Origin of the sequence: Prevotella sp. RM4 (assembly GCF_000701965.1) — a bacterium.
Classification (GTDB): domain Bacteria; phylum Bacteroidota; class Bacteroidia; order Bacteroidales; family Bacteroidaceae; genus Prevotella; species Prevotella ruminicola.
Genome location: NZ_JNKG01000007.1, coordinates 577,220 through 590,194, shown reverse-complemented (window position 1 = coordinate 590,194; position 12,975 = coordinate 577,220). Strand labels below are relative to the sequence as shown.

Here is a 12,975-nt window from a genome sequence, read left to right as displayed (position 1 = left end):
GTTTATGGCTAGGATTGATTAATTCAGCATGTTTGATTTTTAACGTCGCAAATATACGATATATATCTGATAGTTGCAAGTAATTTAAGGATTTTAACAAAAAAGCCCTGCCTTGCGGCAGAGCTTTTAATGTGATGATGTTTACTCCCACTCGATGGTTGCGGGTGGTTTCGACGAGATATCGTAGCAAACGCGGTTTACGCCACGTACCTTATTAATAATCTCGTTACTTACCTTAGCCATGAAGTCGTAAGGCAGATGTGCCCAGTCGGCTGTCATTGCATCGGTACTGGTTACAGCACGCAGGGCTACGGGATGCTCGTAGGTACGCTCATCGCCCATCACACCTACACTGCGAACAGTAGAAAGCAGGATGGCACCTGCCTGCCAGATCTGATCGTAGAGCGAAACCTCGATCTCGCCATCCTTCATATCGGCAGGGATACCGGCAGCCAGCACCTTGCGGGCCTCTTCGCCACTCAGCTTAACCTTGTAATCGCGCAGGCCGCGGATATAGATATCGTCGGCATCCTGCAGGATACGTACCTTCTCAGGAGTGATATCGCCCAGGATACGAACAGCCAAGCCAGGACCAGGGAAGGGGTGACGGGTAATCAAGTGTTCGGGCATGCCCAACTGGCGACCTACACGACGAACCTCGTCCTTGAACAACCACTGCAGGGGCTCGCAAAGCTGCAAGTGCATCTCCTTAGGCAGACCGCCTACGTTGTGGTGGCTCTTAATCACCTTACCTGTAATATTCAAGCTCTCGATACGGTCGGGGTAGATAGTACCCTGAGCCAGCCACTTGGCATCGGTAATCTTCTTAGCCTCGGCATTGAACACCTCAACGAAGTCGCGACCAATGATCTTACGCTTCTGCTCAGGATCGGTAACACCAGCCAGATCGGCAAAGAACTTAGCGCTGGCATCAACACCAATCACGTTCAGGCCCAGCACCTTGTAGTCGTCCATTACCTGGTTGAACTCGTTCTTACGCAGCATACCATGATCTACAAAGATACAGGTAAGGCGATTGCCGATAGCCTTGTTGAGCAGTACAGCAGCAACAGATGAATCGACACCACCTGAGAGGCCGAGAATCACACGATCGTCGCCCAGCTGAGCCTTGAGCTCGGCTACGGTAGAATCGACGAACGAAGCGGCACTCCACTCCTGCTTACTGCCACAGATATCAACTACAAAGTTCTTCAGGAGCTGTGTGCCCTGCAGGGTGTGGAACACCTCGGGGTGGAACTGTACAGCCCATACGCCATCGCGCCAGAATGCAGCGTTCTTAACGTCCTTAGTAGAACCAATAACCTCGAAACCCTCGGGGATTGAGGTGATGGTGTCGCCATGGCTCATCCATACCTGTGAGTGCTGCTCGAAACCTTTGAACAGGGGATTCGTGGTGTCGACAGTCTCAAGGTTGGCACGTCCATACTCGCGAGAGTCGGCCTTTTCGACCTTACCACCCAGGGTGTGACTGATGAACTGAGCACCATAGCAGATACCCAGCACTGGCACACGACCTACAAACTGCAACAGGTCGACCTTGAAAGCCTCAGGATCGTGTACCGAGTAGGGCGAACCACTCAGAATTACACCAATCACCGAGGGATCGTCCTTCGGGAATTTGTTGTAGGGCATAATCTCGCAGAAGGTGTCCAGCTCGCGCACACGGCGGCCGATAAGCTGCGTGGTTTGCGAACCGAAATCGAGAATAATAATCTTCTGTGTCATACTTATATTAATAATTGAACATTGAGCATTGAACATTGACCATTATAAGCCGTCAATGAAGGCTTCGGCTTGATCGAGGGTGTCGAGTTTGCCTACGTCCATCAACCTCAGATCCTTGGCCTCGTAACCACGAATCAGATGGGTGCCACAGGCCTTGAGATAAAAGTCCATAATGGGGAAGCGATCGGGCCACTCATCCAACAATGGCACGAGTGATGGGTGGAACACGTGAATGCCGGAGAAAGCGAGCTTTCGCAATTGACCATTCTTGCCTTGCAAGCCAGCAGAGCTGGAGCGGACCATTGACCATTGACCATTAGAGATGGGGCCTTTGAGGGCGCCGGTTTCGATGTTGGTCCAGCCATGCAGGCGCATCTCGTCATCGAACATCAGATAACGCTTGGTCTGGCGCTCGCTAACTACCAGCAGGGGCGCATCCATGGGTAAAGCCTCGAGGTCGAGATTACTCAGGATATCCACATTATGAATCAGGATGGACTCATTAGCATCAAACAAAGGCAGCGCCTTCTTGATGCCACCACCTGTTTCGAGCAGCGCACTGGTTTCGTCGCTGATACGGATATCCAAACCAAAGTTATGATTTTCCTCGAGATAGGTTACAATCTGATCGGCAAAGTGGTGAACATTTACCACAATGCGCTCATAACCAGAGGATTTAAGTTTTTGTATTACATGCCAAATGAGCGGCTGCCCCCCTACCCTCACCAGTGCCTTAGGCATGGTGTCGGTTAGTGGCTTGAGACGAGTGCCAAGCCCTGCGGCAAATATCATCGCTTGCTTCATTCGGCGCACTATGCTTTATTTGGGGTGCAAAGGTAGCACTTTTTTGGGAGATAAAAAAGAAATTGCCCCAAAAAATTTTGGAGCAATTCTGTTAATAAGTTAGTTAGAACATACGTGGACCTCCGAAGCCGCCGCCACCACGACGACCGCCGCCGAAGCCACCACCACCTGGGCGACCACCGCCAGGACCACCAAAGCCACCACGACCAGGACCACCAGGGCCACCAAAGCCACCCTGACGACCAGCCTTACCACCAAACAGGTTCAAACGATAGATGACGTGAACCATGCCATAGCTGGTAACGGCATTGTACTGGGTATCGTTACGCATCATAGCTGTGACTGTGCTCGACAATGTGCTCTGCTGGTGCAGGATGTCGTACAGCTGCAGCGAGATGGTAAGGGGTTTACCCTTGAGGAAGCTCTGCGAGAGCTGGGCATTCCAGATAAGCTCGTTGGTGTTCATCGAGGCATCATAGTAACCACGACGGCTCTGCATGTTCAGGTTGGTGGTAAGCGATGTGCCCCAAGGCGCTGTTACGCCCACCATACCTCCGTAGGTAAACTGCCAGGTATCAAGGTTATTGCTGGTTTGCAACTCGCTACGGTTGCGGTTGTAGTTGAGCGATCCGTTAAGCTCGATCTCCAACCAATCGTTACGATAGCTGAAGGCCAGGCGCTCCATGATGGTCTGCGACTTGGTAACAGCCTTGGCATCGCTCACACCATCATTAACAAAACCAACGTTGTGGTTGTATCCAAAGTTAGTAAATGTATTCACGTTAAAGTAACCAGCCGAGTCGATGGCTGTGTTGAACATAAAGCCAACGTTGGCATTCCAGTTACCATTGATATTCTCAGGACGAGTCATACGTGCACCACCATCCAACAGGGTAACCTTGTTGGCGATAGAGTTAGCGGTGGTAGAGAAGTTTACGAATGTCATCACAGCACGCTGGTGCTTCTGGAAGTAATCGTTGTAGAACAGCTGGAAGTTCTGACGGAACGAAGGCTTCAAGCCTGGGTTACCTCGTGTAATGTTCAAGGGGTCGCTGTTATCTACGATATCCAGCAGATCGCTCATAGAGGGCTGCGAGGTGTTGGCACGATAGGTGAAGCGCAACTGACCAGTCTGCGACTTCTTCCAACGGAAGTCCATGGTAGGTGCAAAGTTGGTAACAGTGCGGGTGGTATCGGCATGGATACCCTTGTAGTCCTGAATAAAGTGCGACTTCTGAGGCACCATCTGCACACCAATATTAAAGGTATATGAGTTGCGAACGATACGCAGCATCAACTCAGCGGTGTGGATGTAGTTCTGATACTCAGAGTAGCGGCTCTGGCTATCATCGCGATAAGGATCGAGCGAAGTGATACGACCAAACTGGCCCAGATACTCATCCCATGAGCGATAACCACCATTCCATGCAGCAACGGGATCAATCTTACTGAAATCATAGGTACCACGATCGCTCTTCTGGAAACGGTACTGGTACTGATAGCTGAACTGCAAGTAAGTGCGAGGCAGAATAGGCTCGCTATAAGTAATGCGTGCGCTATAGTTCCAGTTCTTGGTTGGGGTGATAGAATAACGATTGGTAATGGTGGTTGAATCGACAATTCCTAAGGTGTAATAGTTAATCAGGCTGTTTGAAGCCGATTTGCTGGTGCCGTCGCTCCAACCTGCATTCAGCTGTACAGTAATGTTACGACCTGTATTGCTGAGACGACGGTTGAACTGCAACATACCACTTACATTCTTTGAATCGCTATACGATACGCTGTTCTGCGTACGGTTGTTCTTCAGGAAATCCTTCAGCTCATCCAACTGGTCGAGCGGACTAGTGATACGCTTATTGTCGAAAGGATTGGCAGTAAAGGTAGCCTCGGCACCCTCGTTATCGCCATCCTGAGAGTTATAACGGAAGTTGGGGCGGAACATGATGTTGGTCATCGAGTCGGGGGTCCACTCCAAACGCATCTGGGCATTCCAGTTGTTAGAACGGGTATAGTTCTGTGTAAGACTGTTACCATACTGCGAGTTGGTAGCACCATACATAGTCATGCTGGTAACCTTTGAGAGGGCATCGCCATCGCTGTGGTTCCAACGTACACTACCATCCAGAACCAGCTTACCTGTATTCTCGTAGTTCAGGTTGATACCAGTCATCTTATTAGCTGTAAGACCCTGGCGACCACCGCCAAAACGGCCACCACCGCCACCACCGGGGAATCCCATATCGTTGGTGTTGTTGGCATTGGTCATCAGGAACACCTTCATATCGCTATTCATGATACCACCGAAGATACGGCCTGCATAACGGTTCTTAGTACCTGCGGCAAGGTCGGCATTCATCATAAAGCCCTTGTTCATACCCTGCTTGATACCAAAGTCGAGCACAGTCTCCTCTTCGCCATCTTCGATACCTGATACACGGGCCAGGTCGCTCTGCTTATCGTAAGCCTTAATGCGGTCGATGATATTGGTAGGCAGATTCTTCATAGCAGTCTTGGTATCGCCAGTCATAAACTCCTTACCATCTACCAGAATCTTCTTCACCTCCTTACCATTAATCTTAATAGTACCATCGTCGCTCACCTCGGCACCAGGCAGACGCTTAACCAGCTCCTCAACTACCGAACCCTCGGGGGTACGGAAGGCAGCAGCATTATATACAAAGGTGTCGGCCTTCAGTGTCACCTTCGAGGCGCGTGCTGTAACAGTGGCACCCTTCAGCATGATAGCATCGGGACTGAGCGAGATGGTGCCGGCATTGTAACCCTTACCATCCTTTAAAGTAAACTTCTTGGTGTAAGTCTTAAAGCCCACGTAGGTAATCTTCAAGGTGTAAGTACCATCGCTGGGGGCTGTAACACGGAATGCGCCATCGGTGTTGGTAACACCATTGGCCACAACCTTCTCGCCTGAGAGAATAGAAGCGGTGGCCTGAATAACTGCATCCTGCGTATCCTGCTCAATCACTTTACCTGTAACCACGCGCTGTGCGTGTACCGACAATACCGTAAACATTACGGCCATCATGAATAGTAATAATCTTCTCATTGCTACTTTTTTCTACGTTTTTTTGAAAGTTTGACGCCTTTTCAAAAAAAAAGTTTAACCTATAGGCTATTTTTTTGTTTAATTTGTTACGTTTTAAAAAAATAATGTTATCTTTGCACTCAATAAAAATTAAAAAGTCAACTACGGCACCAAACAATGAGCCCACAGAAAGTTGTCATATCAGACCAGCTAGATCGTACACTCGCTGAAGCAATAGCCGAGTGTGAACACGATAAGGTTTTCGTCCTGGCCGACGAGACCACAGTTGAGTGCTGTCTGCCAGTTATCGAGCAGTTCGAATGCATGGCAGGCACTAAGCGCATCACGATCGAAGCCACTGATACGCATAAGAACCTGGCTTCGCTGAGTCATGTATGGCACAACTTGAGCGAGGGCGGTGCAACACGTCACACCTTATTAATAAATATAGGCGGTGGCATGGTAACCGACTTAGGTGGTTTTGCCGCTTCGACCTTTAAGCGCGGCATTAACTACATTAACATCCCCACTACCCTGCTCTCGATGGTAGATGCATCGGTAGGTGGCAAGACAGGCATCAACTTCCTAGGCCTGAAAAACGAGATTGGCGTGTTTAACAATGCCAAGAGCGTGATACTGGATACTGAATTTCTGAAAACCCTGGATACTGAGAACATGCTGTCGGGTTATGCCGAGATGCTGAAACACGGACTGATTAATGATGCGAAGATGCTGGGCGAGTTACTCTCGTTTGATATCGAGCACCCCGATCTGGAACAGTTAAAGCGTATGGTGGCCGAATCGGTAGCTGTAAAGCAGCGCATCGTAACCGAAGACCCCACCGAGAAGGGTATCCGCAAGGCATTGAACTTAGGTCATACCGCTGGACACGCGTTCGAATCGTTCGCTCTGAAGCACAATCCCGTACTGCACGGCTATGCTGTGGCATGGGGCCTGATAGTAGAGCTGTACCTGAGCGCCATCAAGACGGGATTCCCCACTGATAAGATGCGCCAGACGGTAAGATTCATATTGGATCACTACGGAAAGATGAACATTACGTGCGATGATTACCCCACCCTGTTGGAGCTGATGACGCACGACAAGAAAAATATAGCTGGCATCATAAACTTCACACTGCTGGGAGGTGTAGGAGATATCCTTATCGACCAGACGGCTACGAAGGAAGAAATCTATGAGGCATTCGACTTCTATAGAGAAAGCTGATGCTGGTGTCTTAACACAAACCAATTCAACTTAATAGACCTAATCATATTACTAACTAATCAGAGTAGGACTGCTCGCGAGAGTAGTCCTATTCACTTTTTAGCCAGTTCTTCGGCCCTTTTTCGGGCTGGTTTGCCTGTTTCGGTAAGCGGTATTTGGTTTACGTGCAAGTAAACTTTAGGTTGATGGTACTTGGGCAGCACCTGTTGACAGATGGTTTGCGCCTCGGCGGTATCACCCTCGGTCAACAGCACCACTATCTCACCAAACTTCTCGTCCTTACGTTTACTTATAATATAAGGTACGCGCATGTACTTTTTTAGAATTTGCTCAACCTCCTCGATCTGAATCTTGATACCACCCGAACAAATCACATTGTCCTTACGACCACGAATACGGAATCTTCCATCGGACTTCAACTCTACAATATCGTTGGTAGTCAATGTCTGGGCGCAAACCTCAGGAGCATCAATCACCAGACAACCCTCGTCGGTAGTACTCAACTTAACGGTGGGGAAAGGCATGTACCACTCAGAGGCCTCAGGGCCACTGATGCGACGCAGGGCGATATGCGAGAGTGTCTCCGTCATACCATATGTGCTCCAAACAGCATGGGGGAAGGTACGCAGCTCGGCCTCCATCGCCTCGTCGATAGCACCACCACCAATAATCAGATGTCGGATAGCCATCAGTTGCTCCTTCTCCTCAGGCACCTGCAATGAGTTATACACCTGCATGGGCACCATGGCGGCGAAATCAAATTGAAAATTGAAAATTGAAAATTGAGAATGTTTAATGTTTAATGTTAAATGTTTAATGTCAAGTGGATGCCCGCAGGGCTCCACCTCAATTAATTTAAGGCCACGCTCAATAGAGCGTACCACCATCATCTTACCAGCAATATAATCGGTACTCATACACAGCAGCGCCGTATCGCCAGGCTTCAATCCCAAAAAGTCGCAGGTTATGCGTGCAGAATTAAGCATCCTGCGCTTCTCTACCAGCATACGTTTGGGCTCACCAGTACTACCACTGGTTTTCACCTCAACATACGCCGAATCATTATTCCACTCGTCTATAAACGCCATAGTTGATCGCCTTGAATGGTGAGGGGCATTTCGATGTTATCAGTAAACAGCTGACCAGTGCCTAAGCCCTGTGGCATGCTGATATCGTCGCCATACACACTCGAAGCAAACTGGGCGATGGCATTCAAACCGATATTACTCTCAAGGGCCGAGGTAATCCACGAGCCGATATGCAGACTGCGAGCGATATCAATCCACTCCCTACTACCCATCATACCACCATGCAACGAAGGCTTGAGGATGATATAGCGGGGCTTGATAATCTCGAGCATATGACGCTTCATATCAGCATCATTCACACCTATCAGCTCCTCATCAAGGGCGATAGGCAGGGGCGACTCCCTGCAGAGTTCGGCCATATAAGCCCACTGACCTTGCTTGATGGGCTGCTCGATAGAATGGATATTGTACTGCGACAAGAGTTCAAGTTTATACAGCGCCTCATCGTAGGTAAAACCACCATTGGCATCCAAGCGCAACTCCACCTCGTGATGCGAGAAGCGCTCGCGGATACGCTTTACCAAATCAAACTCCTTTTCAAAGTCGATGGCACCAATCTTCAGTTTCACACAGCGGAAACCCAACTTCAGTTTCTCCTCCATGCGCTGCAGCATCTCCTCGTAATTGCCCATCCACACCAGTCCGTTGATGGGGATGCCCACCTCGCCACGCGAAAAAGCAGTATCGAAGAGTTTTTCGCCCTTTTGCAGATTCAGCCAGGCTGTTTCCAATCCAAACAGCATCGAGGGATAATCGCGCAGAGCATCATAATCCATCTCGCCCTTGGCACAGAATGCCTCGCAAAACTCCTTCAGTTTAGCTTCATACTGCTCGTCGGGCATCGCATCGCTACTCAGATCGGGCAACGGTGCACACTCGCCCACACCCTGCTTATCACCATCACTCAGATGAATCAGCCACATCGTGCGGGTTAAATAAACCCCGCGAGAAGTCCCCGCGGGTTGTTTAAAATGCAATATTTTTTTTTCTATTTCAAATCGCATAATTATCTTCATTAATAAAGGCCGTGTTCGCTCGGCTTTGCCGCTTGGCTCGTCCAAGAATCCGTGCCTAATAAATCAAGGCATCTTTGGATATTTCTTGAAATCAGGCTTACGTTTTTCAAGGAAAGCCTTGCCACCCTCCTGGGCCTCATCCAGGAAGTAATACAGCATGGTGCAATCGCCAGCTAACTCCTGGATACCAGCCTGACCATCCAACTCGGCATTCAAGCCAGCCTTGATCATACGCAGGGCCAATGGCGAACGTTCCATCATAATCTCAGCCCACTCTACGCACTCGTCCTCCAGGCGCTCGATAGGCACAACCTTGTTTACCATGCCCATCTCCTCGGCCTCCTTGGCAGTGTACTGACGACACAAGAACCATATCTCACGCGCCTTCTTCTGACCCACGATACGAGCCAGGTACGACGAACCAAAACCAGCATCGAATGAACCTACCTTAGGACCAGTCTGACCAAAGATAGCATTCTCTGAGGCAATCGTCAGGTCGCACACCAGGTGCAGCACGTGTCCACCACCAATGGCATAACCATTCACCATTGCAATAACAGGCTTGGGCAAGCGACGAATCTGCATCTGCACATCAAGCACGCTCAAACGGGGCACACCCTCTTCATCTACATAGCCACCACGACCCTTTACGTGCATATCGCCACCAGAGCAGAAAGCATGCTTTACATCGGCCAGGGTCTTACCCTCGGGTACTTCGCTCATAGCACCAGTCAACAATACCACACTGATATCCTGCATCTCGCGACACATAGCAAAAGCCTGACTCAACTCCCAAGTGGTCTTTGGGGTAAAGGCATTGCGATAGCGCGGACGATTAATGGTAATCTTGGCGATACCGTTATACTCCTCAAACAAAATCTCCTTAAACTCTCTTATCGTTTGCCAGTTTCTCATTTTTCAAAATTTGATAATATGTTTTTGCTACACGCTCGTCCTCATCAGCATCGGTAAATATCTCGAGCAATACAGGACGAGTAGATTTCTTATTTAATAAAGTGTCGATACACTGCTGCATCTCCTCCATATTGGTGGCCTTCATATAGCGGATGTTGTTCTGCTTACAGATGCCCTGGGCTGTGGTGTGATGCGCACCAGAAATGAAGCTATCACGAACAGGACTCTGTTCCAGACCCTTCAGCATGTTAAAGATACCACCCTTGCCATTATTCAGCACAATGATATGCAGGTTGCCATTCAGGTTCTGATTCCACAGGGCATTCTGATCGTAGAAGAAACTCAGATCGCCCAGCACGCACAGCACCTTCTCGTCGCCAGTAACAATCGAACAGCCTGCAGCTGTAGATAGTGAGCCCTCGATACCATTCACACCACGGTTACAGAACACATAGTGCTTGGCAAAGAGGTTGGCAAAACGGATAGGACTACTATTACCATAATGGATATAGCGATAGATGGCCTTGCCCAGTTTATCCTCGAGATACTTGATAGCTGCCATCTGCGAATACTCTGGCTCGAACTTCATGGCGCGGTAGGCTGCCAAACGGGTGGCCTGATCCCAACGGGCCTTAAAGGTGGCTGTAGAACTGATGGCCTTGAACTTGATGGCGTTCACCAGATCCTCGATCACATCGGAAGGACTACCCTCGATCACGCCATACAGCTGCATAGAGGTATCGTGAATGCTACCATCCTCGGTAACAGCCCAGATATGACAATCCTTCAGGCCACGCAACCACTTTTTAAAGCGCTTGCTAACCAGTGTATCGCCTAAGTAAAGCACAAAGTCGGGCTGGTAAGCGGGGTTGTCGCCCAACACATGTATCACCTCATCGAAATTGGTACCACCCTTACCTACACTCAGTGCCTCGTGTACCACCACAGCACACTGTGAGAGCATGAACAGCTCCTGAGGAATCAAGTCTTCGGTAGACATCTGACCAATAACCACCATAGGTTTCTTGGCCTCGGCAAACTGGCCTGCGCACTCCAACGATATCAAAGCCGCATTGCTACGTGGTGTGAGTAACTGAATAACACGCTCCTGAGGAAGTTCTTCGACATTATACTCGAACAGGGGCTCTGAGATGGGCACATTGATATGTACAGGACCACAACCATGGTGACGGGTCTCGTTCATGGCCTCGTTAACCAGGCGGTTACAGTACCAATGCAACTCATCGTTATACACCTCGGGCAGGTTCACAGCCTTTTTCACAAAGCGCCCCAAGGCATCGGGCTGAGGTAGCGTCTGACCATCCAACTGATCGATCCACTGTGCAGGACGATCGGCTGAAATCACCACCAATGGCATGTGCTGATAATAAGCCTCGGCCACAGCTGGGGCCACATTCAGCAAAGCCGTACCACTGGTTACACATACGGCTACGGGGCGATGAACCACCTGTGCGATACCTAAGGCATAGAATCCTGCACTACGTTCATCAGTTACAGGATAGCACTCGATATCAGGGCACTCGTTCAGGTTATGAACAATAGCCGAGTTACGACTACCAGGACAAACTACTGCGTATCTAACTCCATGCGCTACCAACAAACTTGTCAGTATGTTTACGTTCTGCTTACTGCTGTACATATAATAGCTTTTTCATTGTTTCCATTTTCGCTTCAGTTTCCAACCACTCCTGCTCTTCGACGCTGTCTTTCAACAGTCCGCCGCCAGCGTAGAGATGACACACATCGCCATCGATGTTCATACATCTTAGCGACACATAGAGATGGGTATCCTTCTGTGCAACAGGTCCCATAAACCCACTGTAATATCGACGTGGGGTATGCTCGTTCTTTACTATAAACTTAAAGGCCTCGCGCTTAGGCAGTCCACACACGGCAGGTGTAGGATGCAAGGCCTGTAACAAATCGCCTATTTTGTTGTTGTCGGCCAACTTAAAGGTAAAGTCGCTACGCAGGTGTACCAGGTTAGCGGCTCGTACAGTGCGAGGACCCTCCTCACGGAAATCACCCGTAAACAGCTCCAGGCACTCGGTGATATAGGTGGCCACAATGCGCTGCTCCTGAATATTCTTGGTGCTCCAGGTAAGTGTTTCGCCTTCGCCATCCAGCTGGTCGCCCTCCAGTTTCATGGTTCCTGCCAAAGCGATGGTTCGCCAATCGGCACCATGCCCATCCAGCAGGATCTCTGGGGTAGCAGTTAACCAGCACCCACTCTTCTCAGTATCCACCAGTGCGATGAACAGACGGGGGTAAAGCTGGCAGGCACGATAGAACAGGTCGATAGGTTTTACACCATTGGGCATCTGCTCATCGGCACAGCGTGCCAACACTATCTTGCGGAACTTATCTTCCTCTAACTGCGAGTGATAGTTCGCAAAGTCAACCTTATAATAATTCGACATATCGCTTGGCAACCTGTTTTTTCCATCATCAGCAGTTAGTTGCTCGTTGCTCAAAGCAATCGTCTCTGTTTTTCCTTGTATCAAAACCACGGGCTGGTCGGCCTTCACCTCGAAGGGGGCCACTACAAAACCCTGTTTACCATTCAACTCTGTCAGCGAATGCAATTCCATGGGCTCACCCACCGATTGGGTAATCAGTGTGGCGTGGTCTTCATGGGGTAATCTGTAAATAGCGTATGCTGACATTATTTCTTCTGCTTAATAACATAGTTAGTAACTCGCACATTTGATATCAGATCGCCTGCCGTGTCCTTGATATCCACATTCCACACATGCAGCGTCTTTCCCTTGTGCAACATCTTTGCGAAGGCAGTTACCGTGTCGCCTTCAACCACAGCTTTCACATGACTCCCAGTAACCTCGATGCCCACACAGGCGCATCCAGGACAGAGAGCCGACGATGCCACCCCGGCCACATTCTCGGCCAGAGCCAACGAAGCGCCACCACTCAAAAAGCCGAATGGCTGGCGATTTCGCTCATCAACTTTCATTTTCGCCAAACAAGTATCAACCTCGGGAGTAGAAATAAATTCCATCCCGAGGGCTGTACTTAAATTCGGCTTTGCGTTAATAATCTCTACTATCTTCTCTACGTTCACTCTGAATTTTTTAATTCTTAAATTTTTGAATTTTTA

General features: G+C 49.3%; 10 protein-coding genes. 1 reads left to right on the top strand and 9 read right to left on the bottom strand.

What is annotated here, in order from left to right; genetic code table 11:
• Positions 1–141: 141 nt before the first annotated feature.
• From guaA to T499_RS0103710, 3 genes are all read right to left on the bottom strand, one after another.
• On the bottom strand, positions 142–1,746 hold the full coding sequence (guaA, locus tag T499_RS0103720; protein ID WP_013065020.1) for a glutamine-hydrolyzing GMP synthase: 1,605 nt from the start codon (positions 1,744–1,746) through the stop codon (positions 142–144).
• 42 nt (positions 1,747–1,788) lie between these two features.
• A complete protein-coding gene (locus T499_RS0103715; RefSeq protein ID WP_033149778.1) occupies positions 1,789–2,550 on the bottom strand; it encodes a nucleotidyltransferase family protein in 762 nt (253 codons plus the stop codon).
• Between the two features lie 103 nt (positions 2,551–2,653).
• On the bottom strand, positions 2,654–5,614 hold the full coding sequence (locus tag T499_RS0103710; protein ID WP_033149777.1) for a TonB-dependent receptor: 2,961 nt from the start codon (positions 5,612–5,614) through the stop codon (positions 2,654–2,656).
• A 156-nt stretch (positions 5,615–5,770) separates the two neighbouring features.
• Between T499_RS0103710 and aroB the strand changes: the two genes are divergently transcribed.
• Positions 5,771–6,820, top strand: a complete 1,050-nt coding sequence (aroB, locus tag T499_RS0103705) for a 3-dehydroquinate synthase (RefSeq protein WP_033149776.1) — start codon at positions 5,771–5,773, stop codon at positions 6,818–6,820.
• Positions 6,821–6,912: 92 nt separating this feature from the next.
• On the opposite strand, the gene T499_RS0103700 is transcribed toward aroB, so the two are convergent.
• The 6 genes from T499_RS0103700 to T499_RS0103675 form a co-directional block, all read right to left on the bottom strand.
• Positions 6,913–7,908: an AMP-binding protein gene (locus tag T499_RS0103700; protein WP_033149775.1), complete on the bottom strand. Its 996-nt coding sequence runs from the start codon at positions 7,906–7,908 to the stop codon at positions 6,913–6,915.
• Complete coding sequence (menC, locus tag T499_RS0103695) at positions 7,896–8,915, bottom strand: o-succinylbenzoate synthase (RefSeq protein WP_369793364.1); 1,020 nt, start codon at positions 8,913–8,915, stop codon at positions 7,896–7,898. The genes T499_RS0103700 and menC overlap by 13 nt, the downstream gene beginning before the upstream one ends.
• A gap of 72 nt (positions 8,916–8,987) precedes the next feature.
• Positions 8,988–9,839: a 1,4-dihydroxy-2-naphthoyl-CoA synthase gene (gene menB, locus T499_RS0103690; RefSeq protein WP_028908209.1), complete on the bottom strand. Its 852-nt coding sequence runs from the start codon at positions 9,837–9,839 to the stop codon at positions 8,988–8,990.
• Positions 9,808–11,499, bottom strand: coding sequence for a 2-succinyl-5-enolpyruvyl-6-hydroxy-3-cyclohexene-1-carboxylic-acid synthase (gene menD, locus T499_RS0103685; protein WP_033149774.1), 1,692 nt, complete (start codon positions 11,497–11,499; stop codon positions 9,808–9,810). The genes menB and menD overlap by 32 nt, the downstream gene beginning before the upstream one ends.
• Entirely contained in the window at positions 11,486–12,526 is a 1,041-nt protein-coding gene (locus tag T499_RS0103680; RefSeq protein ID WP_033149773.1) for an isochorismate synthase, read from the bottom strand. The genes menD and T499_RS0103680 overlap by 14 nt, the downstream gene beginning before the upstream one ends.
• Positions 12,526–12,939: a PaaI family thioesterase gene (locus T499_RS0103675; protein WP_013064861.1), complete on the bottom strand. Its 414-nt coding sequence runs from the start codon at positions 12,937–12,939 to the stop codon at positions 12,526–12,528. The genes T499_RS0103680 and T499_RS0103675 overlap by 1 nt, the downstream gene beginning before the upstream one ends.
• Positions 12,940–12,975 lie beyond the last annotated feature (36 nt).

What these genes read in the sequence shown, in the direction of transcription:
- guaA (WP_013065020.1), bottom strand. Translation starts at nt 1,746, where the DNA reads ATGACACAGAAGATTATTATTCTCGATTTCGGTTCGCAAACCACGCAG.
- T499_RS0103715 (WP_033149778.1), bottom strand. Translation starts at nt 2,550, where the DNA reads ATGAAGCAAGCGATGATATTTGCCGCAGGGCTTGGCACTCGTCTCAAG.
- T499_RS0103710 (WP_033149777.1), bottom strand. Translation starts at nt 5,614, where the DNA reads ATGAGAAGATTATTACTATTCATGATGGCCGTAATGTTTACGGTATTG.
- aroB (WP_033149776.1), top strand. Translation starts at nt 5,771, where the DNA reads ATGAGCCCACAGAAAGTTGTCATATCAGACCAGCTAGATCGTACACTC.
- T499_RS0103700 (WP_033149775.1), bottom strand. Translation starts at nt 7,908, where the DNA reads ATGGCGTTTATAGACGAGTGGAATAATGATTCGGCGTATGTTGAGGTG.
- menB (WP_028908209.1), bottom strand. Translation starts at nt 9,839, where the DNA reads ATGAGAAACTGGCAAACGATAAGAGAGTTTAAGGAGATTTTGTTTGAG.
- menD (WP_033149774.1), bottom strand. Translation starts at nt 11,499, where the DNA reads ATGTACAGCAGTAAGCAGAACGTAAACATACTGACAAGTTTGTTGGTA.
- T499_RS0103680 (WP_033149773.1), bottom strand. Translation starts at nt 12,526, where the DNA reads ATGTCAGCATACGCTATTTACAGATTACCCCATGAAGACCACGCCACA.